The 22561-nt window shown below is 65.3% G+C and carries 16 protein-coding genes; 7 read left to right on the top strand and 9 right to left on the bottom strand.

What is annotated here, in order from left to right:
* Positions 1 to 28: 28 nt before the first annotated feature.
* A complete protein-coding gene (gene rpmH / locus DA1_RS07300; protein ID WP_012207856.1) occupies positions 29 to 163 on the bottom strand; it encodes a 50S ribosomal protein L34 in 135 nt (44 codons plus the stop codon).
* Between the two features lie 414 nt (positions 164 to 577).
* Here rpmH and dnaA point away from each other — a divergent pair, with 414 nt between their 5' ends.
* The 3 genes from dnaA (at position 578) to gyrB (ending at position 6006) form a co-directional block, all read left to right on the top strand.
* Positions 578 to 1984, top strand: coding sequence for a chromosomal replication initiator protein DnaA (gene dnaA / locus DA1_RS07295; RefSeq protein WP_012201941.1), 1407 nt, complete (start codon positions 578 to 580; stop codon positions 1982 to 1984).
* A 121-nt stretch (positions 1985 to 2105) separates the two neighbouring features.
* Positions 2106 to 3224 carry a DNA polymerase III subunit beta gene (dnaN, locus tag DA1_RS07290; protein ID WP_012201942.1) on the top strand — a complete coding sequence of 373 codons (1119 nt, stop codon included), beginning with the start codon at positions 2106 to 2108 and terminating at the stop codon, positions 3222 to 3224.
* 202 nt (positions 3225 to 3426) lie between these two features.
* Complete coding sequence (gyrB, locus tag DA1_RS07285) at positions 3427 to 6006, top strand: DNA topoisomerase (ATP-hydrolyzing) subunit B (RefSeq protein WP_012201943.1); 2580 nt, start codon at positions 3427 to 3429, stop codon at positions 6004 to 6006.
* Between the two features lie 81 nt (positions 6007 to 6087).
* On the opposite strand, the gene DA1_RS07280 is transcribed toward gyrB, so the two are convergent.
* Entirely contained in the window at positions 6088 to 7233 is a 1146-nt protein-coding gene (locus tag DA1_RS07280; RefSeq protein ID WP_080736979.1) for a CaiB/BaiF CoA transferase family protein, read from the bottom strand.
* Between the two features lie 94 nt (positions 7234 to 7327).
* The gene (locus DA1_RS07275) at positions 7328 to 8248 is read right to left on the bottom strand and encodes a LysR family transcriptional regulator (protein WP_034397502.1); all 921 of its coding nucleotides are present in this window, start codon (positions 8246 to 8248) and stop codon (positions 7328 to 7330) included.
* Positions 8249 to 8374: 126 nt separating this feature from the next.
* Between DA1_RS07275 and DA1_RS07270 the strand changes: the two genes are divergently transcribed.
* The 3 genes from DA1_RS07270 to DA1_RS07260 all read left to right on the top strand — a co-directional run bounded on the left by DA1_RS07270 (position 8375) and on the right by DA1_RS07260 (position 10350).
* A complete protein-coding gene (locus DA1_RS07270; RefSeq protein WP_034397503.1) occupies positions 8375 to 9346 on the top strand; it encodes a tripartite tricarboxylate transporter substrate binding protein in 972 nt (323 codons plus the stop codon).
* An 11-nt stretch (positions 9347 to 9357) separates the two neighbouring features.
* Positions 9358 to 9822: a MaoC family dehydratase gene (locus DA1_RS07265; protein ID WP_012201953.1), complete on the top strand. Its 465-nt coding sequence runs from the start codon at positions 9358 to 9360 to the stop codon at positions 9820 to 9822.
* A gap of 129 nt (positions 9823 to 9951) precedes the next feature.
* On the top strand, positions 9952 to 10350 hold the full coding sequence (locus DA1_RS07260) for a YkgJ family cysteine cluster protein (RefSeq protein ID WP_013799932.1): 399 nt from the start codon (positions 9952 to 9954) through the stop codon (positions 10348 to 10350).
* 7 nt (positions 10351 to 10357) lie between these two features.
* On the opposite strand, the gene DA1_RS07255 is transcribed toward DA1_RS07260, so the two are convergent.
* From DA1_RS07255 to DA1_RS30275, 6 genes are all read right to left on the bottom strand, one after another.
* The gene (locus DA1_RS07255) at positions 10358 to 11758 is read right to left on the bottom strand and encodes a sensor histidine kinase (protein WP_013799933.1); all 1401 of its coding nucleotides are present in this window, start codon (positions 11756 to 11758) and stop codon (positions 10358 to 10360) included.
* A gap of 4 nt (positions 11759 to 11762) precedes the next feature.
* Complete coding sequence (locus DA1_RS07250) at positions 11763 to 12467, bottom strand: response regulator transcription factor (RefSeq protein WP_017407046.1); 705 nt, start codon at positions 12465 to 12467, stop codon at positions 11763 to 11765.
* Between the two features lie 231 nt (positions 12468 to 12698).
* Positions 12699 to 13913, bottom strand: coding sequence for a TolC family protein (locus DA1_RS07245; protein ID WP_230590948.1), 1215 nt, complete (start codon positions 13911 to 13913; stop codon positions 12699 to 12701).
* A gap of 211 nt (positions 13914 to 14124) precedes the next feature.
* The gene (locus DA1_RS07240; RefSeq protein WP_034397505.1) at positions 14125 to 17229 is read right to left on the bottom strand and encodes an efflux RND transporter permease subunit; all 3105 of its coding nucleotides are present in this window, start codon (positions 17227 to 17229) and stop codon (positions 14125 to 14127) included.
* Positions 17230 to 17250: 21 nt separating this feature from the next.
* Positions 17251 to 18399, bottom strand: a complete 1149-nt coding sequence (locus tag DA1_RS07235) for an efflux RND transporter periplasmic adaptor subunit (protein WP_013799937.1) — start codon at positions 18397 to 18399, stop codon at positions 17251 to 17253.
* Positions 18400 to 18815: 416 nt separating this feature from the next.
* Positions 18816 to 19112: a hypothetical protein gene (locus DA1_RS30275; protein WP_155294333.1), complete on the bottom strand. Its 297-nt coding sequence runs from the start codon at positions 19110 to 19112 to the stop codon at positions 18816 to 18818.
* A 90-nt stretch (positions 19113 to 19202) separates the two neighbouring features.
* Here DA1_RS30275 and dinG point away from each other — a divergent pair, with 90 nt between their 5' ends.
* Positions 19203 to 21377: an ATP-dependent DNA helicase DinG gene (gene dinG / locus DA1_RS07230; RefSeq protein ID WP_080736981.1), complete on the top strand. Its 2175-nt coding sequence runs from the start codon at positions 19203 to 19205 to the stop codon at positions 21375 to 21377.
* Positions 21378 to 22561 lie beyond the last annotated feature (1184 nt).

Below are 22561 nucleotides of genomic sequence, written 5' to 3'. Positions count from 1 at the left end.
CGAGCAAACCGCCCAGCAATGGCTGGCCTTAGACGGCCAGACGCTTGCGGCCCTTGGCGCGGCGAGCGTTGATCACGGCGCGGCCGCCCTTGGTCTTCATGCGGACCAGAAAGCCGTGGGTGCGGGCGCGACGGGTCTTGGAGGGTTGGTAAGTACGTTTCATGTTGGTTCCTAGAGAAGGTTCAGTTTTGCACCGGTCCCGTATCCGGCACGCTACACGCAGTGCAGCCAGCAGCCGCCACAAAGGCAAACCGCCAGGCCACCTGCCAAAAATCTGCACGATGCACTTGCCATGTGCAGCCCAAGGAGCAACCCCGAGAGGTTTCGCCCAAGGCCGCCAGCGGCAGCATGCAGACCCGATGCAGACGGGCGGGACATATCACCCTGAACACATTCAGGGAAACCCGCGATTATCACAGCGTTGTCCACTTGATGCAATGCCCTTCGAACCCGAAGGATGCCTGCCCATTTTGCGACAAGGCGGAGGACAAGCTCCTGATATTTTGTGGATAACTTCCGCAAAAGCTACAATGGCAGCCTCGCAACAGTTCCTCCTATCCACAACTAGACTTCGACAATGACAGAGGAACCTACGAACGATGCAGGCCAGGGCCTGTGGCAAGTCTGCGTTGAGCAACTGGGGCAGGAAATGCCCGAACAGCAGTTCAACACCTGGATCAAGCCCCTGACCGCGCACGTCGCCGAAGACTTCTCCAAAGTCACCGTCTACGTGGCCAACCGCTTCAAGCTCGACTGGATCCGCGCCCAATATGCAGGCCGCATCTCGGCCATGCTGGAGTCGCTCTATGGCCAGCCGGTGACGCTTGAGTTGGCACTTGCTCAGCGGGAAAGCGTTGTGCGGACTTACGTCCGCCCCTCCTCCAGCGAGCGCTCGGCCCCGCCGGAAACCATCGTCACCTCGGTGCCCACGGTCACCAGCGAAGACGCGGCAGCGCCCGTCTTTCGCACGCGCCTGAACGCCGCGCTGACCTTCGAGACCCTGGTGGAAGGTACGGCCAACCGCATGGCACGCTCGGCCGCCATGCATGTGGCGGGCTCGCCCGGACACCTGTACAACCCGCTGTTCATCTACGGCGGCGTGGGCCTGGGCAAGACCCACCTGGTGCATGCCGTGGGCAACAAGCTGCTGGCCGACAAGCCCGACGCCAAAGTTCTCTACATCCATGCCGAGCAGTTCGTCTCGGATGTGGTCAAGGCCTACCAGCGCCGCACCTTTGACGAATTCAAGGAGCGTTACCACTCGCTGGATCTGCTGCTGATCGACGACGTGCAGTTCTTCGCCAACAAGGACCGCACGCAGGAGGAGTTCTTCAACGCCTTCGAGGCGCTGCTGGCCAAGAAGAGCCACATCGTGATGACCTCGGACACCTATCCCAAGGGTCTGGCGAACATCCACGAGCGGCTGGTATCGCGCTTCGACTCCGGGCTGACGGTGGCCATCGAGCCGCCCGAGCTGGAGATGCGCGTGGCCATCCTGATCAACAAGGCCCGCGCCGAGAACGCCGAGATGCCCGAGGAAGTCGCCTTCTTCGTGGCCAAGAACGTGCGCTCCAACGTGCGCGAGCTCGAAGGCGCGCTGCGCAAGATCCTGGCCTATTCGCGCTTCAACCAGAAGGAAGTCTCCATCCAGCTGGCCCGCGAGGCCCTGCGTGATCTGCTGTCCATCCAGAACCGCCAGATCAGTGTGGAGAACATCCAGAAGACGGTGGCCGATTACTACAAGATCAAGGTGGCCGACATGTACAGCAAGAAGCGCCCGGCCAGCATCGCCCGGCCGCGCCAGATTGCCATGTACCTGGCCAAGGAATTGACCCAGAAGAGCCTGCCCGAGATCGGCGAGCTGTTCGGCGGGCGCGACCACACCACCGTGCTGCACGCGGTGCGCAAGATCGCCGGCGAACGCCAGCAACTGACCGAGCTGAACCAGCAGCTGCACGTGCTGGAGCAAACTCTCAAAGGTTGATGAAAACTCCCCCGTTCTGGTCGTATGTACGCGGCAAAATGGGGGATTCGAGCGGCAAGAGGGGGCTCATTTGTGAGCCGCCGCTCCTACCGAGACCCGCATCCTTAAATCAGAGGTTGACATGATCGTCCTGAAAGCCACACAAGACAAAGTTCTCGCGGTCCTGCAATCGGTGTCCGGCATCGTCGAACGCCGCCACACGCTGCCCATCCTGGCCAACGTGCTGATCAAGAAGACCGGCAACGCATTGCAGCTGACCACCAGCGACCTGGAAATCCAGATCCGCACCACCGCCGAGCTCGGCGGCGACACCGGCGACTTCACCACCACCGTGGGCGCGCGCAAGCTGATCGACATCCTCAAGACCATGCCCGGCGACCAGACCGTGAGCCTGGAGACCCAGCAGGCCAAGATGGTGCTCAAGGGCGGCAAGAGCCGCTTCACGCTGCAGACCCTGCCGGCCGAGGACTTCCCGCTGGTGCAGGAGGCTGCGGCCTTCGGCCCTTCCTTCAGCGTGCCGCAGAAGGTGCTCAAGGACCTGCTGGGCCAGGTCTCCTTCGCCATGGCCGTGCAGGACATCCGCTACTACCTCAACGGCATCCTGTTCGTGGCCGAAGGCAAGCAGCTGTCCCTGGTGGCCACCGACGGCCACCGCCTGGCGTTCGCAAGCAGCCAGCTGGACGTGGAAGTGCCCAAGCAGGAAGTGATCCTGCCGCGCAAGACCGTGCTGGAGCTGCAGCGCCTGCTGTCGGATGCCGGTGGCGAGAACCAGCCCCATATCGAGATGCAGTTCGCCAACAACCAGGCCAAGTTCACCTTTGGCGGCATGGAGTTCGTGACCAAGCTGGTCGAGGGCAAGTTCCCCGACTACAACCGTGTCATCCCGCGCAACCACACCAACAGCGTGACCCTGGGCCGCGCCCCGCTGCTGGCCAGCCTGCAGCGCACGGCCATCATGACCAGCGACAAGTTCAAGGGCGTGCGCCTGACGGTGGAGCCCGGCACCTTGCGCGTGGCGTCCAACAACGCCGAGCAGGAAGAGGCCATGGACGAGCTGGACATCGACTACGGTGGCGACACCATCGAGATCGGCTTCAACGTCACCTACCTGATCGACGCCCTGTCCAACATGAGCCAGGACATGATCAGGATCGACCTGCAGGACGGCAACAGCTCGGCCCTGCTGACCATCCCCGAGAACGACAGCTTCAAGTACGTCGTGATGCCCATGCGCATCTGACCGCGCGCCACACGACACCGATGCCTGACACATTGCGCAACCCCTGCACCCGCCGCCCGGTGGCACAAGCCGGTGCACGGTGCGCAACCACCCTACCCGACTCGTAGCCCGCAGCGCGCGTCCCTACGCACCGCGCCAGCGGCCGAATCGAACATTTTCAAGCGAAGCGACAGCTTCCGACGGAACTACCCCAGGGCCTTCCATGACCGACGAGAACAAGCCAGAAAACCAGACCATTGCCCCCGAAGGCTCAGACTCCAGCGGCTATGGCGAAGGCGCGATCCAGATCCTCGAAGGCCTGGAGGCCGTGCGCAAGCGCCCGGGGATGTACATCGGCGATACCTCCGATGGCACGGGCCTGCACCACCTGGTCTTCGAAGTGGTGGACAACTCCATCGACGAAGCCCTGGCCGGCTACTGCGACGACATCCTGGTCACCATCCATGCCGATGGCTCCCTGTCCGTCATCGACAACGGCCGCGGCATCCCCACGCGCGTGAAGATGGACGACAAGCACGAGCCCAAGCGCTCGGCGGCCGAGATCGCCCTCACCGAACTGCACGCGGGCGGCAAGTTCAACCAGAACAGCTACAAGGTCTCGGGCGGCCTGCACGGCGTGGGCGTGTCCTGCGTGAACGCGCTGTCCATCTGGCTCAAGCTCAACGTGCGCCGCGATGGCGAGGTCTACGAAATCGACTTCTCGCGCGGCCACGTGCAGAACCGCCCGATCGAGATCGTGGACGGCGTCGAGGTCTCGCCCATGCGCGTGGTCGGCAAGAGCGACAAGCGCGGCACCAAGGTCCACTTCCTTCCCGACACGGAAATCTTCACGCAGAACCATGAGTTCCGCTACGAGATCCTGGCCAAGCGCCTGCGCGAACTGTCCTTCCTGAACAACGGCGTGCGCATCCGCCTCAAGGACGAGCGCGACGGCCGCGAGGACGACTTCTCCGGCGCTGGCGGCGTCATGGGCTTCGTGCAGTTCATCAACGCCAACAAGAAGGTGCTGCATCCCACGGCCTTCCACGCCAACGGCACGCGCCCTGCGGAAAGCTACGGCGGCATCCCCGGCACCGAGATCGGCGTCGAAGTCGCCATGCAGTGGAACGACAGCTATGCCGAGCAGGTGCTGTGCTTCACCAACAACATCCCGCAGCGCGACGGCGGCACCCACCTGACGGGCCTGCGCGCCGCCATGACGCGCGTGATCGGCAAGTACATCGAGCAGAACGAACTGGCCAAGAAGGCCAAGGTCGAGGTCAGCGGCGACGACATGCGCGAAGGCCTGTGCTGCGTGCTGTCCGTGAAGGTGCCCGAACCCAAGTTCAGCAGCCAGACCAAGGACAAGCTGGTCTCCAGCGAAGTGCGCGCGCCCGTGGAAGACATCGTCGCCAAGGCGCTGACCGACTACCTGGAAGAAAAGCCCAACGACGCCAAGATCCTGTGCAGCAAGATCGTCGATGCCGCGCGTGCCCGCGAGGCCGCGCGCAAGGCCCGCGAGATGACGCGCCGCAAGGGCGTGCTCGACGGCATGGGCCTGCCCGGCAAGCTGGCCGACTGCCAGGAAAAGGACCCGGCGCTGTGCGAGATCTACATCGTCGAGGGTGACTCCGCCGGCGGCTCGGCCAAGCAAGGTCGCGACCGCAAGTTCCAGGCCATCCTGCCGCTGCGCGGCAAGATCCTGAACGTGGAAAAGGCCCGCTACGAAAAACTGCTGACCAGCAACGAAATCGTCACCCTGATCACGGCCCTGGGCACCGGCATCGGCAAGGCCACGGCCGAATCGGGCAAGAGCGGCAGCGACGACTTCGACCCCAACAAGCTGCGCTACCACCGCATCATCATCATGACCGACGCGGACGTGGACGGCGCCCACATCCGCACCCTGCTGCTGACCTTCTTCTACCGCCAGATGCCGGACCTGGTCGAGCGCGGCCACATCTACATCGCCCAGCCGCCGCTGTACAAGGTCAAGAACGGCAAGGAAGAGCTCTACATCAAGGACGGCCCCGCGCTCAACCAGTACCTGCTGCGCATCGCGCTGATGAACGCCAGCGTCAGCACCGGCGGAGCCAACCCGCGCACGCTGGACGGCGAGGAACTGGCCAAGCTGGCCAACATGCACCTGGCTGCCGAGACCGTCATCGACCGCCTGTCCAACTTCATGGATGCCGAGGCCCTGCGCGCCATCGCCGACGGCGTGCAGATCACGCTGGACAGCATCGAGGCGGCCCAGGCCTGCGCCCCCATCCTGGAGGCCAAGCTGCGCGAGTTGACCACCACGGGCGTGCCCGCCGAGGTCACGGCCGAAATCGATCCGGTCTCCGAAAAGCCCGTGCTGCGCATCAGCCGCCACCACCACGGCAACATCAAGAGCTCCATCCTCACCCAGGAGTTCGTGCGCAGCCACGACTACGCCGCGCTGGCCGACGAAGCCCAGAACTTCAACGGCCTGCTGGGCGAAGGCGCCAAGGTCACGCGTGGCGAGGGCGAAAAAGCCAAGAGCGACAAGGCCGGCGACTTCCGCCAGGCCATGCAATGGCTGCTGCACGAAGCCGAACGCACCACAGCCCGCCAGCGCTACAAGGGCCTGGGCGAAATGAACCCCGAGCAGCTGTGGGAAACCACCATGGACCCCACCGTCCGCAGCCTGCTGCAGGTGCAGATCGGCGACGCCATCGAGGCCGACCGCGTGTTCACCATGCTCATGGGCGATGAAGTGGAGCCACGCCGGGAATTCATCGAGACGAATGCGCTGCGGGCGGGCAATATCGACGTGTGATCCAGCCGAACGGCACACTGCAAAAAGCGCTCTGCAAGGAGCGCTTTTTTCATGGCCGGACCCTGGCCCCCCTGGCCATGCTCACCGCCCGCCAAACTCCTCCCACAGCGCCTGCGTATGCTCGCCCAGCGCGGGCACGGCGCCCATGGCGGCTTCGGCATCCGACAGCGTGGCCGGGGGCAGCAGGGCCTGGATGCTGCCGGCCGGCGTGGCGACTTCGCGCCAGCGTTGGCGCGCCTGCAATTGCGGATGGTTCCAGACCGCGTGCATGTCGTTGAGCGGCGCGTTGGCGATGCCGCCTGCATCCAGGCGCTGCATGGCCTGTTCGCGGCTCAGGTGGGCCAGCACCGATGCGATCACCGCATCGAGTTCCGCACGGTGCGCCACGCGCTGCACGTTGGTGGCAAAGCGCGTGTCCTGCGCCAGCGCGGGCTGCTGCAGCACATGGGTGCAGAAGCTGTGCCATTCGCGGTCGTTCTGCAGGCCGAAGATCAGGCTCTGGCCGTCACCGGCCGTGTACTGGCCATAGGGCGCGATGGAAGGATGGGTCAGCCCGCTGCGCGCAGGCGCCGTGCCGCCGTAATGGGCGAAGTTCAGCGGGTAGGACATCCATTCGGCCAGCGCCTCCAGCATGGACACCTCCACGCGCAGGCCCCGGCCGGTGCGGGCGCGCTGCAGCAGGGCGGACAAAATGCCTGAGTAGGCATACATGCCGGCTGCGATGTCGGCGATGGAAATGCCCACGCGCGCGGGCTGATCAGGCGTGCCCGTGACCGAGATCAGGCCGGCTGCCGCCTGGATCAGCAGGTCATAGGCCTTCCTGTCGCTGAGCGGGCCGCCCTCGCCATAACCCGATATATCGCAGACGATGAGACGCGGATATTTCTCATGCAGGCTGTCGAAATCCATGCCCATTCTCTGCATGGCACCCGGGGCCAGGTTCTGGATCAGGATATCGGCGTTTTCCAGTATTTTCCCGACGATATGCTGCCCTTCGGCGGTCTTGATATCCGCAGCCAGACTTTGCTTTCCCCGATTGGCCCAGATAAAAAAGGATGATTCACCATGGACCTTGTCGTCATAGCCCCGTGCAAAATCCCCATCGGGCAATCGCTCCAGCTTGATGACCCTGGCCCCCAGGTCCGCCAGCTGCCGGCTGGCAAAAGGCCCTGCCACGGCGTGTTCCATGGCCAATACCGTCAAACCATCCAATGGGCGTGTCTGCATTTTCTTGAACGAGGCGAATATTCGATTCGCCGCATTCTAGAAGTGCGACCATCACCCAGCCAGTCGGCATTTTCTAAGCGGAATTTCAAATCTTCTAAGGCAGGGATTCCTGCACGGCGCCTTCCTCGGGCAAAGGCTGGGCCGCCACATAGGCCACGAAATCGCGGGCATAGGCGGGCAGGGTTTCGGGTTCGCGCGTGACCACCTTCTGCTCGCGCTGCGCCCAGGCCTCGTCCAGGCCCACGGCAGCCAGCCTGCGCGCCTGCAGCGCCGGCCGGGCAATGGAGCGTGGCACCAGCGCAATGCCCACGCCTTCCTGCACGCACTGCAGCACGGCCTCGAATGTTGGTGTGTGCACACGTACCCTGGGATTCATTCCCAGCTTGGAAGCCATACCTTGGAGGTAGAGGAAGTTGCTGGTCTTGCGGCCGATCGAGACCAGGTCGTAGGTCAGCGCGGTTTCCAGCGGCACCCTGCTGCTGGCGGCCAAGGGGTGGCCAGCGGGCACCACAAACACCAGTTCATCGTGGCCATAGGTGATGGCATGCAGGCCATGCAGATCGATCTGGCCGGCCACCAGGCCCACATCGGCACTGCCGTCGAGCACGGCGCGCACCGTGTCTTCGCTCAGGCGCTCCTCCAAGTCCACATTGACGTTCGGATAATGGGCCAGATAGCGGCTGAGCACGGGCGCGATTCCCGTCAGCGTGCTGCTGTTGGCAAAGACGCGGATATGGCCCGATATTCCGTTGATGTGTCTTTGCATTTCTCCGTGCAAGCGGTCCACGCTGCCGAAAATGGAATCGGCGTATTTCTTGACCGTCATTCCCGCCGGCGTGAGCACCATGCCTTTGGACGTTCTTTCAAACAGCGATGCACCCATGGCCTGCTCCAGATTCTTGAGCCGGTAGCTGGCAGATGGCGCCGTCAAATGCATTTCAGCCGCGCCTGCGCTGAGGCTTTTGGCCTGGGCAATGGCAAGGAAAACCCTGAGATCCGTCAATTCATATCGCATTCGTTGCATGCCCGCCGGGAGCATTTCCTTGGTGTTAGACGGTTTCTAACCGGCCTATCAATGATTCGACTGGCTGCATTGGCCGCGCATTTCTATAGTCGGCGCCAGGAGACAACGGAGAAAATTATGGACTTCAAGACGGCAAGACGCCAAACCCTTCTCACCGCCCTGCTTCTGGCCGCCGGCGCGGCCGCAGCGCAGGACTATCCGGCGCGCCCCATCAAGCTGGTGATTCCCTATGCGGCAGGCGGCCCCACCGACACCTTTGGCCGCGCCATGGCCGATGTCTGGAGCCAGAAGCTGGGCACGCCCGTGGTGATCGAGAACCGCACGGGTGCCGGCACCCTGGTGGGCACGGAGGCGGTTGCCAAGGCAGCCCCTGACGGCTACACCCTGCTGCTGACCACGGTGGCGCATGCCGTCAATCCCTACATCCACGACAAGCTGGGCTACCGCACGGAGGAAGACTTCGCGCCCGTGGGATTGCTCGCCAGGGCGCCGCTGGTGCTGGTGGTGGACAAGCGGCTGCCCGTGCAGAGCCTGCCGGATTTCCTGGCCTATCTGCGGGCGCGGCCCGGCCAGGTCAGCTATGCCTCGGCGGGCGTGGGCAGCGCACCGCACCTGGGCGCGGAGCTGCTGAACCTGATGGCGGGCACCCGGGCCCAGCATGTGCCCTACCGGGGCAGTGCGCCGGCCATACAGGACCTCATCGGCGGGCACCTGGCCTTCATGCTGGACAGCGCTCCCACGGGCCTGGCCCAGGTCAAGGCGGGCACGGTGCGCCTGCTGGCCACCACCATGGCCCAGCGCCTGCCGCAGACACCCGACACGCCTGCCATTGCCGAGCAGGTGCCCGGCTACGAGGCCTATACCTGGAACGCCGTGTTCGCCCCCGCAGGCACGCCGCCAGCGCTGATTGCCCGCCTGCAGTCCAGCCTGCAGGCCACGGTGGACGATGCCGGGCTGCAGAAAAAGGCCTACGACATGGGCCTGGTGCTGGAAAAGCAGCCGCGCCCCCAGGCGCTGGCCACCTTCCTCAAGCAGGAGCTGGACAAATGGGGCAAGGTCGCCCGGGCCGCCCACATGAGCGCGAACTGAGGAGAGTCGCCATGCCACGCCACCCATCCCTGTGCGCCCAGCGCTACTTTGAAGACTTCGCGCTGGGCGAGGTCTTCGCCCTGCCCTCGCGCACCATGACCGATGCCCTGTTCGCCGCCTTCCAGCTGGCCAGCGGCGACAACCATCCCGTGCACTACGACGTGGAGTACTGCCGTGCGCGCGGCATGCCCCATATGCTGGCCCACGGCTACCAAGTGGCCATACAGACGGCGGCAGGCGCCGGCCTGTTCCCGCACATGGTCGAGGAATCGCTCAAGGGCTTTCTGGAGCAGGGCAGCCGCTTCCTGGCCCCCGTCTATGTGGGCGACACGCTGTACTGCACGCTGACGGTGTCCGAGCTCAAGCCCGGCAACACCACGGGCGTGCTGACCCTGGCCACCGAGGTGCTGAACCAGCGCGACGAGCGGGTGTCGGACGGGTTTCAGAAATACCTGTTGAGGAAGCGGCCGGCCTGAAGGCCAGGGGATGGATGCAGGGGCAGCGTCCCCCAAAGACCCGCCCCCTCGCTTGGCTACGCCGGCGCGGCAACCGCCGCCGGGCTTTCTGGCGAAAAATAGCGGCCCTGCACACGCCCATCCCCCACCATGAGATCCCCCATCAGCATCGTCGACGTCGACCGCCTCGACTCCTGGAGCAAATACAAGCCCGGCATGTGCGACAGCTGTGCGGCCAACTGCTGCACCATGCCGCTGGAGGTGCAGCTGCCCGATCTGGTGCGGCTGGAGCTGGTGGATCCGTTCGAGGTGGACAACGTGGAGCCCAAGCTCATCGCCAAACGGCTGATGAAGATGCGGCTGATCGACCACTACAACCCCAAGCACAACATCTTCACCATGGCGCGGCGCGCCAGCGGGGACTGCAATTTCCTGGATGCCAAGTCGCGGCGCTGCACGGTATACGACAAGCGGCCCGAAACCTGTCGTCTGCACCCCAAGAAGGGGCCCAAGCCCGGCTTTTGCGCCTACGGTCACAAGGACCGCTGAAACGGCTTCAGGCCGTGGGCAACCCGGGCAGCCAGATCCTTGCCTGCAGGCCCGGATGCATGTTTTCGAAGCCCAGCTTGCCGCCGTGCAGCTGCACGATGGCCAACACGCTGGCCAGGCCCAGGCCATAGCCTTCGCGGTCCGATTCGGCTCGGTAAAAGCGGGTGCTCATCTTCTCGCGCGTCTGCGCGTCCACGCCGGGGCCTCGGTCCTGCACGATGATTTCCACGCCCCAGGCGCCGCCGTCCATGCCGTGCTCGTGGGCCACGCCCGCGCGCAGCAGCATGTCGGCGCCGTGGTCGCTGTCGGGCAGTGATCCGTACTTGATGGCGTTGTCCACGAGGTTGGCCACGGCGCTGGCCAGCAGGTCGCCGTCGCCCAGCGCCATGGGCGTGCCCTCGACCTCCAGGCGCAGCACGCCGCCTGCGTCCTCGACCAGCGGTTCGTAGAACTCCACCACGTCGACCAGCAGGGCACGCAGGTCCACGGGCGCGAAGTTCTTGCGGCTGGCGCCGCTTTCCACTTCGGCGATCTGCAGCAGCTTGTCGAAGACCACGCCCAGCTCGGCCACTTCCTGGGCCACCAGCGCCAGCGTCTCGTTCTTTTCCTCGGGCGTGGCCTGCTGAGCATTGCGCAGGCGCAGCAGGATGCGCGTCAGCGGCGTGCGCAGGTTGTGGGCGATGGTGTTGGAGACATGGCGTATGCCGTCCATCAGCAGTTCGAGCCGGTCCAGCATGGTGTTGATGTCGCGGTTGAGCAGCGTGAACTCATCGTCGCGGCGCGTGACCGGAATGCGCTGGCGCAGGTCGCCCGTGGCCACGCGCGCCATGGTGCTGCGGATGTCGGCGGCACGCTCTTCCACCACGCGCCGGAAGGCCCCGGCGCCCAGCACGGCCATGCCCAGGGCCACCAGGCCGGCCAGCAGGCTTGCGCGGCCGAACAGTTCCTCCACATCGCTTTGCACCTGCATGTCGCTGCCCACGGCCAGCAGCTTGCCGTCGGACAGCTGCGCCACGGCCACGCGGCCCGCGATGATGCGGCCGTTGCGCCGCACCTTGAGATCACGCACGCCCATCTCCGTCAGGCGGCGTGCGGGCACCACGTCGGCGTTGCCGATGATGGGATTGCCGTCGCCATCCATGAGGATGAGGATTTCGGTATCGGTGTTGACGCCGTCCAGCAGGGTCTGCTGGATCTCAGCCTCCAGCGCGGGCTCGCCGTACTTGTCGCGGTGCTCGACCAGGCGGCGCATGTGGTTCTCGGCCTGCCGGTCCATGCGCATGCGCAGCACGCCCACGGTCTGCACGTAGAACACCGACAGCACGATGGACATGGTCAGCACCAGCAGCACGCCGTAGGTCAGCGCCAGCCGGAAGGCCGTGGAGCTCCAGGGCTTGGCCAGCGACATCGGATCAGGCCACCTGCGGCAGGTCCTGCGGCCGGTCCGACAGGCTGTAGCCCACGCCGCGCACGGTGTGGATCAGCGCGGGCTCGAAGCCCTTGTCCACCTTGCCGCGCAGGCGGCTGATGTGCACGTCGATGACATTGGTCTGCGGGTCGAACCGGTAGTCCCACACCGACTCCAGCAGCATGGTGCGCGTGACGATCTGGTGCGCGTGCTGCATCAGAAAGGCCAGCAGGCGGAACTCGCGCGGCTGCAGCGCCAGCGGCTGGCCCGCGCGCTCGGCGCTGCGCGTGAGCAGGTTCAGCCGCAGGTCGGCCAGGCGCATCTCGCGCGCAGGGGCCGGGATCTGGGCGCGGCGCACCAGGGCCTCCAGGCGCGCCGAGAGTTCGGAGAAGGCAAAGGGCTTGGTCAGGTAGTCGTCGCAGCCGGCCTTGAGGCCGCGCACGCGCTCGTCCGTGGCCGACAGGGCGCTGAGCACCAGCACCGGCGTCTGCTTGCCCATGGAGCGCAGCGTCTGCAGGATCTGCAGGCCGTCGAAGCCGTTGGGCAGCATGCGGTCGAGGATGATCACATCCCAGCTCTCGCCCACGGCCATGGCGATGCCCTGCACACCATCGCTGCACACCGCCACCTGCGCGCCCTGCTGGCGCAGGCCTTCGGCGATGTAGCGCGCGTTCAGCGCGTCGTCTTCGATGATGAGATAGCGGTACATGCGGGCGGCAGGGCCTGACTCGAAACTGAGGCAGACACTATACGGCGCGCCAGACTCCGCCGAGATCGGTGGGGGTGCCGGCATGTTTACCACCTCTTTTCAGCCTTGGGCTGCGCTGCGCGGCATCGCACCGCATGAAACTGGCGTGATCCTGACCAGGCACACCGGGAGGTGCCACCCAGGGTCCGACCGCCCCTCCCGCACAGCAGGAGGGGAAGGGCGCGAAGCGCCTCAGGGCGCTGCCCACATCGGCAGATCGCCGCTGGCCACGCGCACCTGCCACTCGGCCAGCATCATTTCCTTGACCAGGTCCAGGTGCTCCAGGCGGTGCTCGTTGATGGAGCCCAGCGAATCGATCAGCTCCAGGATGGAGCCCTGGCCCAGCTTGTAGGCGTCCTGGGCCATCTGGTTGAGCGGCGCGATCTGGGCCAGGCCCTGCTTTTCGTAGGCGCGCACGGCATCGCGGCGCAGCTTCAGTTGCTTGATGGCGCGCTGCAGCTCAGTGCGCGCCTCGATCAGCGCGGCGTCGTAGCGCAGCTGGGCCTGTTCGGCCTCCACCTGGGCACGCGCGATAGGGCCTTCGCGGCGATCGAACAGCGGCAGCTCCACCGACACGCCGATCTGGTTGTAGTTGCCGTCAAGGCGGTTGCGCACGCGCGCCACGCTCACGCTGGGCGTGGGCAGGGCTTCGCGACGTTCCAGCTCGACCTTGTGGCGCAGCTGGTCCAGCTCGGCCTGGGCAGCGACCAGGGCCGGCAGGCGCTGGCGCGCGGCCTCCCAGAGCTCCTGCTCGTGCAGCAGCTGGCCCACGGGCACGGCCTGCAGGCTGCCCGTGGCGCGCGGCGCCCATTGGGGCAGGGCGGCCAGGGCGGCGGCGTGCGAGGCGGCGTCCTGCCAGTCCGACTGGGCCTGGCTGACCTGCATGGCCATCTGGGCCTGCTGCAGGCTCAGGCGTGCGCCGTCATAGCGGCTGCGCGCGCCTGCTTCGATCTGGCCGCGCACGATATTGCCTGCGCCGTTCAGCGACTCCTGCGCCTCTTCCCAGACCTTCAGGCGCTGCTGCGTCATCAGCAGGTCGATGAAGGCCGTGGCTGCATCGTTGAGCGTGGTGGCCACGGCCACCTCGACATTGGCACGCGCCGCCGTCTCGCCCTTGCGCGCGTTCTCCATGCGCAAACGCCGCTGGCCGAAGATGGGCAGCGGCTGCTCTATGCCCCACTGCTTCTCGCCCGGCTTGCTGCTGTACGACGCCGTGGGATTGGGAAACGCCGCCGCCGTGCGACTGTCCGCCTGCGCAATCCCGATCTGCAGCCGCTGCGCCGCCAGCTGGGGCTGGTTGCGCACCACCATCTGCAGATACTCCTGCATCCCCACCGGCTGCTGCGGCGCAGCCGCCGGAGCCACCTCGGAGGCAGGCGCCGCAGTGATGGCCGGCACAGCGGGCACAGCCTGCTGCGCAAGCGCAGAACCCGCCCCCCAGCACAGCGCCACAGCCACAAACAGGGCCCGATAAGGTGAACGACCCGCAAAGCCGGCACGGCCCAAACCAGAGACGCCAAGCAAGAGCCGCCTCGCGGCGATGGCGTCGTCCCCCTCCCGCGAAGCGAGAGAGGGCGCCGTGCACACGGGGGAAGCGGCGCAGCCGCTCAGGGGGTGCTTACTCTTTTTCATCGAGTTCTTCCTGCGTCAACATGTTCTTGGGGCCCAGCAGCGCATAGAGCACGGGCAGCAGCACCAGGGCCACCAGGGGCAGCACCACCATGCCGCCCACGATCACGGAGGCGAAGGGCTTTTGCGTCTCGCTGCCCACGCCCGTGGACAGCGCCATGGGCAGCAGGCCCAGCAGCGCCAGCAGCGCCACGAGCACGATGGAGCGCATGCGTTCTGCAGCGCCCTCTACCAGGGCCTGCATCATGGGCATGCCCTGCCGTCGCAATTCCTCCACGGCCGAGATCACCAGCAGGCCGGCCAGCGCCACCTGCCCCAGCAGCGCGATGAAGCCGATGGCCGCGCTGATGGACAGCTCGATGCCCGCAAAGTGCAGGGCCGCGATGCCGCCCACCATGGTGAAGGGCGCGCACAGCAAGATGATGCCGGCGCTGCGCGCCTGGCCCAGCGCGCCGAACAGCAGGGCGTAGACGATGATCAGCGACAGCGGCACCACGATCTTCAGGCGTGCGGCCGCGCGCTGCTGGTTCTCCCACTCGCCGCCCCAGACGGCCTGGTAGCCCTCGGGGATCTTCACGTTCTTCTTGAACGTGGCCAGCGTGTCCTTGACCACGGAGCCGATGTCGCGGCCTTCCACGTTGAACTTGAGCGCCATGTAGCGCGCATTGCCTTCGCGGAAGATGGAGGAGTTGCCGATCTTGATGGCGACCTGGCCCACCGAATGCAGCGGCACCGAGCCGCCGTTGGGCAGGGGGATGGCGATGTTGCGGATGCGCTCCTCATCCATGCGGTCCACATAGGGCAGGCGCACGCGCACGGGCACGGGGTACTCGCCCTCCCACAGCGTGGTGGAGATGTTGCCGGCCAGCGCCGCCTCCAGCGTCTTTTGCGCGGTCTCCATGGCAATGCCCTGGCGCGCCAGCGACTGGCGGTCGAACTCCACGTGGACCTGGGGTGCAGGCGCATCGCGGTACAGGCCCAGATCGACCACGCCGTCGATGTCCTTCACCAAGTCCACGGTCTGCTGCAGGATGGCGCGCAGCTGCGGAATGTCGGGGCCGAAGACCTTGAGCACCACCTGGCCGCGCGCGCCGGACGTCGATTCCTCCACGCTGTCGCGGATGGGCTGAGCGAAGTTGAACGACACGCCCGGAATCTCGCCCAGCGTGGCGCGCATCTGCTCGATGAGCTGGGGCTTGGTCAGGCCCTTGCGCCATTCGCCGTGGCCCTTCAGGCGCACCAGCACCTTGGCCAGGTTCAGCGTCTCGTTGTCGGTGCCCGATTCGGGCCGGCCCTGCTCGGTGGTGACGGTGATCACCTCGGGAAAGGTCTTCAGGCGCAGGCGCACGTCGCGCAGCACTTCCTGGCCCTTCTCAAGCGAGATCGATGCGGGCATCTGCACCAGCACATAGGCATCGCCTTCATCGAGCTCGGGCAGGAATTCCGTGCCCAGCCAGGCCGCCGACAGGCCGGCCGCCACCAGGATGGCGAGCGAGCCGACGATGACGATGACGCGGCGGCGCCCGGCGCCCAGCAGGGTGCCGATCCAGTGCTGGTAGCCGTGGTGCGCGCGGTCGAAGATCTTGGGCTCTTCCACCATCACGTGCTGGGGCTTGAGGAACAGCGCGCACAGCGCCGGCACCAGGCCCATGGCGAAGACCAGGGCGCCCAGCAGCGCGAAGCTGTAGGTCATGGCCAGCGGACGGAAGATGCGGCCCTCGATGCTTTCCAGCGAGAACACGGGGATCAGCGCCGCGATCACGATGGCCATGGCGAACAGCGTGGGCTTGGCCACGGCCACGGCCGAGTCGATGATGATGTGGCGCATGTCCGCCTGCGTCTGCGGCTTGCGCAGGCGGGCGTTGCGGATGATGTTCTCGGCCAGCACCACGGCGCCGTCCACCATGATGCCGAAGTCGATGGCGCCCATGGAGATCAGGTTGGCCGGCATGCCCAGCAGGTGCAGGCCGATGAAGGCCACCAGCAGCGACAGCGGGATCACCGTGGCCACGATCAGCGAGCCGCGCAGGCTGCGCAGGAACAGCCACAGCACGCCCACGATCAGCGTGGCGCCGAACAGCAGGTTGTGCTGCACCGTGCCCAGCGTGTGGCCGACCAGATCGGAGCGGTCGTAGTTGGTCTCCATGTGCATGCCCTCGGGCAGGCCGCCGTCATTGAGCGCGGCCACCTTGGCATGGATCTGGTCCAGCACCACCGAGGGGTTCTCGCCGCGCTTGAGCAGCACGATGCCCTGGACCACGTCGTCGGCATCGTCCATGCCCACCGAGCCCTGGCGCGGCGTGTGCGACTGCACCACGCGCGCCACGTCGCCAATGGTCACGGGCGCGCTGCCGCGCATGGCCACGACCACGCCCTGGATCTCCTGCGGCGTGCGCAGCAGGCCGATGCCGCGGATGATCAGCGACTGCTCGCCGCGGCGCATCAGGCCGCCGCCCACGTTGCGGTTGGACTTGGACAGGGCATCGCTCACGTCTTCCAGCGACAGGCCCAGCGCATACAGCTTCTCGGGATCCACCTCGACGTGGTACTCCTTGACGAAGCCGCCGATGCTGACCACGTCGGCCACGCCCTGCACCTGCTTGAGGGTACGCACCACGCGCCATTCCTGCTCGGTGCGCAGCTGTGCCAGCGTGTGGCGGTCACTCTTCAGGCGGTAGTAGAAGATCTTGCCCAGCGGCGTGTAGTCGGGCGCCATCTCGGGCGTGACGCCGTCGGGCAGATTGGCCTGGGGCAGGCGCTGCGACACCTCGGCGCGCGCATGGAAGCTGTCGGCATCGTCATTGAAGACGAGGTTGATCATAGCCAGGCCGAAGTAGCTCTCCGAGCGCAGCGACACCAGGCCCGGCGTGCCGTTGAGCTCGCGCTCCAGCGGCTGGGTGATCTGGCGCTCCACCTCCTCGGGGGCCAGGCCCGGCGCCTGGGCAATCACGCCGACCTGCACATTGGTCACATCGGGATAGGCCTCGATGGCCGTGTGCAGGTATGAATACACGCCATAGATGGCGATGATCAGGGTGGCACACAGGGCGACGAGCCGCCGGTGCACCACAAACGCTATCAGGGAACGCAGCATTGATGAGTCTCCTGGCCGCGATCAGAGCAGCTGGCTGGCTGCGCCATCGAGCAGCAGGCCACCGCGCACGACGATCTTTTCACCCGACTTCAGGCCCGACACCACGGGCACCATGCCGCGCGAGGGCCGGCCCAGCACCACGGTGCGGGCCTCGAACTGCTGCTCGCCGGTCTGTACGAAGACGATGCTGCGGCTTTCATCCTTGATAAGCACGGCCGTCACGGGGATCAGCATCTCGTGCTCGTTGGAGACCTGCAGGCCCACGCGCGCCTGCATGCCGGAACGCAGCACGGGGTTTTGCGCATCGAGCTGCACGATGACGGAGGCGCGGCGCGACTCCTTGTCCAGCGTGGCGCCCAGGTGGCGCACCGTGCCGGTCAGGGGCTTGGGCAGCTGCGGCACATCGACCTGCACGGCACTGCCCAGGCGGATGCCGGGCAGATCGCTTTCAAAGACATCGGCCACCACGTTCATGGCGGCGGGATCGCCGATCAGGAACAGCTCGCCGCTGGGCTCGACCGAGGCGCCGACCACGGCCTTGCGCTCGGCCACCACGCCGGCGCGCGGCGCACGCAGCACCAGCCGGTCGCCGCCGCCTTGCCCCAGCAGCGCCGACGTGCCCTGGGCACGCGCCAGCTCCTGGGCCGACTCGCGCAGCTTGGCCTGGGCCGCACGCAGATCCACTTCCACGCCCACGCCCTTGTCCACCATGGTCTGCTGGCGCCGCACTTCCACGGTTGCCACGTCATGCGCGCTGCGGGCAGCTTCCACCTCGTAGCGCACGCGCAGCGCCTCGGGGCTGACCAGGGTGGCCAGCTCGTCGCCGGCCTTGACGATGTCACCCACGTGGGCACGAACCGACACCACGCGCGCGGCCAGCGGCACCGAGACGGTGGCCACGCGGTCCTCGGCAAAGGCCACGCGCGCGGGCGCCCAGGCCATTTGCGTGCCCTGCGGATCGGCCACCACGGCGATGTCCAGCATCTTCAGCGACTCGGGCTTGACCCGCACCACGCCGGCCGGCGCGGGCGCCTGCACGGCAGGTTCGTTCTGTGCCGATGCCTTGGATGCATCGCAGCCCGCCACAAGGCAGGCCACGGCGATGACAGCGCATGCCGATGCCGCCGGAAACCGGGCTGCCTTGGGCAGGCCCGCAAATGTCTTGATCATTCTTGCCCCTTCAATCCATGCCTGGAGCGCAGGGACTGCAGCGAGCCGACCCTTGTCTCCTGAGATGAAACAGATGCTAGAAAACGCATCTTCCTGCGTGCGTGAAGCCTTCATTACCGTTTGGTAAGACATTCGCGTACCTGGGCCGGCGCCCGGGGCCGATCCCTGGCAGGGATCGCCTGCGCTTTTTCGAGAACCAGCGCGATCCGCTGCGCCGCCGCGGACCTGCCGCCTGGCGGTGCACCAAGGCCCCAGCCGCAGCAGCTGCAGCGGCCGCAGATCTGTGGATATCCCGGGGAAAAGCGTGCTCTGCAAAGCCAAAGATCTGCACAGGCCCTGTTTTCCACAGTGGTGACAACTTCCACCATCTTCTGGAAATCGCGGGGAACCTGAACCCATGAAAAATCCGTTGCAAATCAACGGTGAATGGCGACAATCACCCAATCAATCCACAAGCATGCCAACAACATGCACACAGGATTGATCACAGGCCGAACGCCCTGGCTGCTGTGGGCAAGACTGTGGATGTGGCCACGCGCATGGCCATCAACGGCCATGGGAACAATCCAGGAACAGCCGGTGGACAGATGTCCATCCCGGTGACCGATACCCACCTGTGCATACATGCGATTGGCGGGTTCAGTGATCCATATGACGGGCAGCTTGTAGGCTGTACGGCATACGAAAAACGCGCTTTGTGCGCTGTATTTCATAAGATTTCGCATCTTATTTAATACATATCACTGTACGAATCTTTATAAACAGATGGACCAAGATGATCCATTTGGTCAAAACACGCCGAAATGCATGAAAAAAAATGGGCTGATCAGGCCCTGAAATCCTTTGATGACGTGGTCGGGGCCATCCCAGGGTTCCGAAATCGTGAGGGGCAGCGAAAAATGGCGGCCCAGATCGCGCAGACCTTCAGCCAGGCCCAGCTGGGAAAAATCGATGAGGGCGCACCGGAGCCCACCCGGTCCATTGCCGTGGTGCAGGCCGGAACGGGGGTGGGCAAATCGCTGGCGTACAGCATTCCCGCCATTTCGATGGCGCTGGCGCGCGGCACTCGGGTGCTGATTTCCACGGCCACCGTCGCCCTGCAGGAACAGCTGGTGAACAAGGATCTGCCCGCGCTGGCCCAGCAACTGGAGCAGCCCTTCAAATTCGCGCTGGCCAAGGGGCGGGGCCGCTTTGTCTGCAAGCTCAAGCTGGAGCGGCTGGCCAGCACCGGCGAGGCCCAGGACGAGGATCTGGACGATCTGTTCGCCGAAGAAAAGGCGCAGGCCCAAAGCCGCGTGGCACGCCCGGCCCAGGAGCTAGAGGCGCGCATGCAGTTCTACAAAAGCATGGCCAACGCGCTGGCGTCCCAGGCCTGGGACGGCGACCGCGACTCTCTGGAGACCCCGCCCGAGGCCGAGGCCTGGAGCCCCGTGGCGGCCGAATCCTCGTCCTGCACCGGCAAGCACTGTCCGGCCTTCAGCAACTGCGTCTACTACGAGCGCCGCAAGGACCTGGTGGCCGCCCAGGTCATCGTGGCCAACCACGATCTGCTGCTGTCCTCCCTGGGCGCGCGGCTGCTGCCCGAGCTGGACAACTGCCTGCTGGTGCTGGACGAAGCCCACCATTTGCCCGCCACGGCGCTGGGCCAATTCGCTGGCGAGATGGACCTGAGCCGCCTGGGCTGGATAGACAAGCTGACCAGCCGCGCCCTGCGCGTGAACACTATGGTCGAGGTCGAAGAGCTGGCAGACCTTCCAGCCCATGCCAGCCAGCTGCGCCAGCAGTTGCTGGAACTGGCGCGCCTGGTGATGGAGCTGTACGGCGACACGCTCAAGTCGCAAAAGGACAGCTGGGGGCCGGCGCGGGTGCGTGCACCGCGCGGCATGCTGCCCGAGCCCTTGCTGGAGCCTCTGGGCAAGGCCGCCCACCATGCCAACAGCTTTCTGGACGCGCTGCGTGCCATCTCCAAGGCACTGCGCGCCGCCATCAAGGACAATCCAGAGGAAGCACGCAGGCTGTCTACAGCTTATGCACAGGTTGGCGCACTGGCACCCCGCCTGGAATCCGTCTATGACACGGCCCAGCTGCTGATGCAGCAACCAGCGCAGGATGACGACAGTAGCCGCGTTCCCAATGCCAAATGGTTCACGTTGGAGACAGATGGCGAGTACATCGTGGTCAAGGCCCATGCCAGCCCCATCCTGCCCGGAGCCACGCTGCGCCACCATCTGTGGTCCCAGGTGCGCGGTGCCGTGCTCACGTCGGCCACCCTGACCAGCTGTGGACAATTCGACTTCTTTTTGCGCGAAGCAGGCCTGCACGACGATGCGGCCGTGACCACGCTGGAAGTGCCTAGCCCCTTCGACTACGCGCGCCAGGGCACCCTGGTGGCGCGCGAAACCGTGGCCGACCCCAAGGAGGCCGCCCGCTTCACCCAGGAGATGGTGGACGCGCTGCTGGGCGACCTGTCCCACGTGCAGGCCGGCGCCCTGGTGCTGTTCACCTCGCGCGAACAGATGCGCCTGGCGGTGGATGCGCTGTCCACGGCCATGCGCTCGCAGGTGCTGGTGCAGACGGCCATGCCCCGCGCCCTGCTGCTGGCCCGCCACCGCGATGCCGTGGAGATGGGCGAGCCCTCCATCATCTTCGGCATGCAGTCCTTCGGCGAGGGCCTGGACCTGCCCGGCGCGCTGTGCGAGTCCCTGTTCATCACCAAGCTGCCCTTTGCCCCGCCCGATGACCCCGTGGGCGAGGCCCGGGCCGAATGGCTGCGCAGCAGCGGCCGCAACCCCTTCAATGAGCTGGTGGTGCCGGCCACGGCGATCCGCCTGGCCCAGTGGGTGGGCCGCGCCATCCGCACCGAGGAAGACCAGGCCCATGTGTATTGCTATGACCGGCGCCTGGTGAACACCAGCTATGGCCAGCAGCTGCTCAAGGGCCTGCCGCCCTTTGCCTTGCAGCGCCGCCCGGCACGCTGAACCGGACCCTGTGGAAAGCATGCGAAAAACAGGCCGCGCCCTGTCGCCACTGCATTCCCTTGCATACGCAAGTGATTGATCACGGCTGATTTTTTCAATCAGCGAGCTTGCCGATTGCCCACAGGCCACTTGCACACAGCCTGTGGGCAACCGTATTTCCCGGCTCCCGCATCTCCCTGCATGCCTGTGCAGCACGGTCCCCGGATCCCGCGGGATACCGCTGGATCTCGCAGACCGTGCCTGCTCCCCGGCCCGGCCATACCCGCCAACATACCTCGCCAACAGGCCTGCAGAACGCCCAGGACGCGCTTGCGCATGCAACCCAGGGCCTGACAGCTGCCAAGCCCCCACGGTCCTCTGCAGGCCGCTGAAGCGCTCGGGCTGATTCACGTCCTCTTGCCCCGGCGCGTCAGCAGCCATCACTTTTCGTGATTGCCCTTGCCTGGACTGGATCGGCTGCTCCTGATCTGGATGCGCAGTGCTCTTGCAGGCCGGCAACAAGGGGTTGAATTTTTTTGAATGACCGAACACTGCCTCTGGCGCATCCGCTTGCGTCCGCCTGGCAGGCCGCGCTTTCCTGAAGTCTTCCACGTCCAGTGCACAGCCCGTTGTGGAAAAGCGCCCGTTCCACAGCGTTCCTGCGAGGCCGCGAAGAAGTCTTGTCTTCGTGCATACGGCCATGGCGCGCGAACCGATCCGGAATTTTTTGAACACAGGCGCGCCAATTTCGCTGGAGCAGTCCCTCGTCTGGACATGCCCAGGCTCCAGACAACCTGGCACGTCTGTTTTTTTGAAAACCCGTTCGGCCTTCGCTTCCCGCGTGACTTCGCCTTCGGTTGTTCTTTGATCTTCTTATAAAGAATAGTCGTAGTAGTAGAGGCATGACATCTCTGTGGATAACTCACTATTCCTCAAAAAAAACAATGTCTTGCCCGATTGAAAAACATGTGATCAAAGCCCTGTTCCCGGTGTCTCCCGAACGGGGATAGTTTGCCTGTTTCGATTTTTTCTGTGGATAACTGTTGAGTTGGTCTTCATCTATCCACAGTTTTGTGCGAGGTGCATTTTTTCCTTTATTGAACTTCAAGTTATTGATCTATAAGGATTTTTCAGTTTATCCAGATAAAAATGAGGCTTGCCGGACATGGATGAGCACATGGTCTGGCAGTGCTGTGACCTGTTGA

This window comes from Delftia acidovorans NBRC 14950 (assembly GCF_001598795.1).
GTDB classification, from domain to species: Bacteria; Pseudomonadota; Gammaproteobacteria; order Burkholderiales; family Burkholderiaceae_C; genus Comamonas; species Comamonas acidovorans.
This window is presented reverse-complemented; position numbering and strand designations above follow the sequence as displayed.

Coding starts and splice junctions, on each gene's coding strand:
- DA1_RS07235 (WP_013799937.1), bottom strand. CDS start 18,399: ATGATCAAGACATTTGCGGGCCTGCCCAAGGCAGCCCGGTTTCCGGCG.
- DA1_RS07250 (WP_017407046.1), bottom strand. CDS start 12,467: ATGTACCGCTATCTCATCATCGAAGACGACGCGCTGAACGCGCGCTAC.
- DA1_RS07255 (WP_013799933.1), bottom strand. CDS start 11,758: ATGTCGCTGGCCAAGCCCTGGAGCTCCACGGCCTTCCGGCTGGCGCTG.
- DA1_RS07265 (WP_012201953.1), top strand. CDS start 9,358: ATGCCACGCCACCCATCCCTGTGCGCCCAGCGCTACTTTGAAGACTTC.
- dnaA (WP_012201941.1), top strand. CDS start 578: ATGACAGAGGAACCTACGAACGATGCAGGCCAGGGCCTGTGGCAAGTC.
- DA1_RS07275 (WP_034397502.1), bottom strand. CDS start 8,248: ATGCGATATGAATTGACGGATCTCAGGGTTTTCCTTGCCATTGCCCAG.
- dinG (WP_080736981.1), top strand. CDS start 19,203: ATGCATGAAAAAAAATGGGCTGATCAGGCCCTGAAATCCTTTGATGAC.
- DA1_RS07260 (WP_013799932.1), top strand. CDS start 9,952: ATGAGATCCCCCATCAGCATCGTCGACGTCGACCGCCTCGACTCCTGG.
- DA1_RS07270 (WP_034397503.1), top strand. CDS start 8,375: ATGGACTTCAAGACGGCAAGACGCCAAACCCTTCTCACCGCCCTGCTT.
- gyrB (WP_012201943.1), top strand. CDS start 3,427: ATGACCGACGAGAACAAGCCAGAAAACCAGACCATTGCCCCCGAAGGC.
- DA1_RS30275 (WP_155294333.1), bottom strand. CDS start 19,112: ATGAAATACAGCGCACAAAGCGCGTTTTTCGTATGCCGTACAGCCTAC.
- dnaN (WP_012201942.1), top strand. CDS start 2,106: ATGATCGTCCTGAAAGCCACACAAGACAAAGTTCTCGCGGTCCTGCAA.
- DA1_RS07280 (WP_080736979.1), bottom strand. CDS start 7,233: ATGCAGACACGCCCATTGGATGGTTTGACGGTATTGGCCATGGAACAC.
- DA1_RS07240 (WP_034397505.1), bottom strand. CDS start 17,229: ATGCTGCGTTCCCTGATAGCGTTTGTGGTGCACCGGCGGCTCGTCGCC.
- rpmH (WP_012207856.1), bottom strand. CDS start 163: ATGAAACGTACTTACCAACCCTCCAAGACCCGTCGCGCCCGCACCCAC.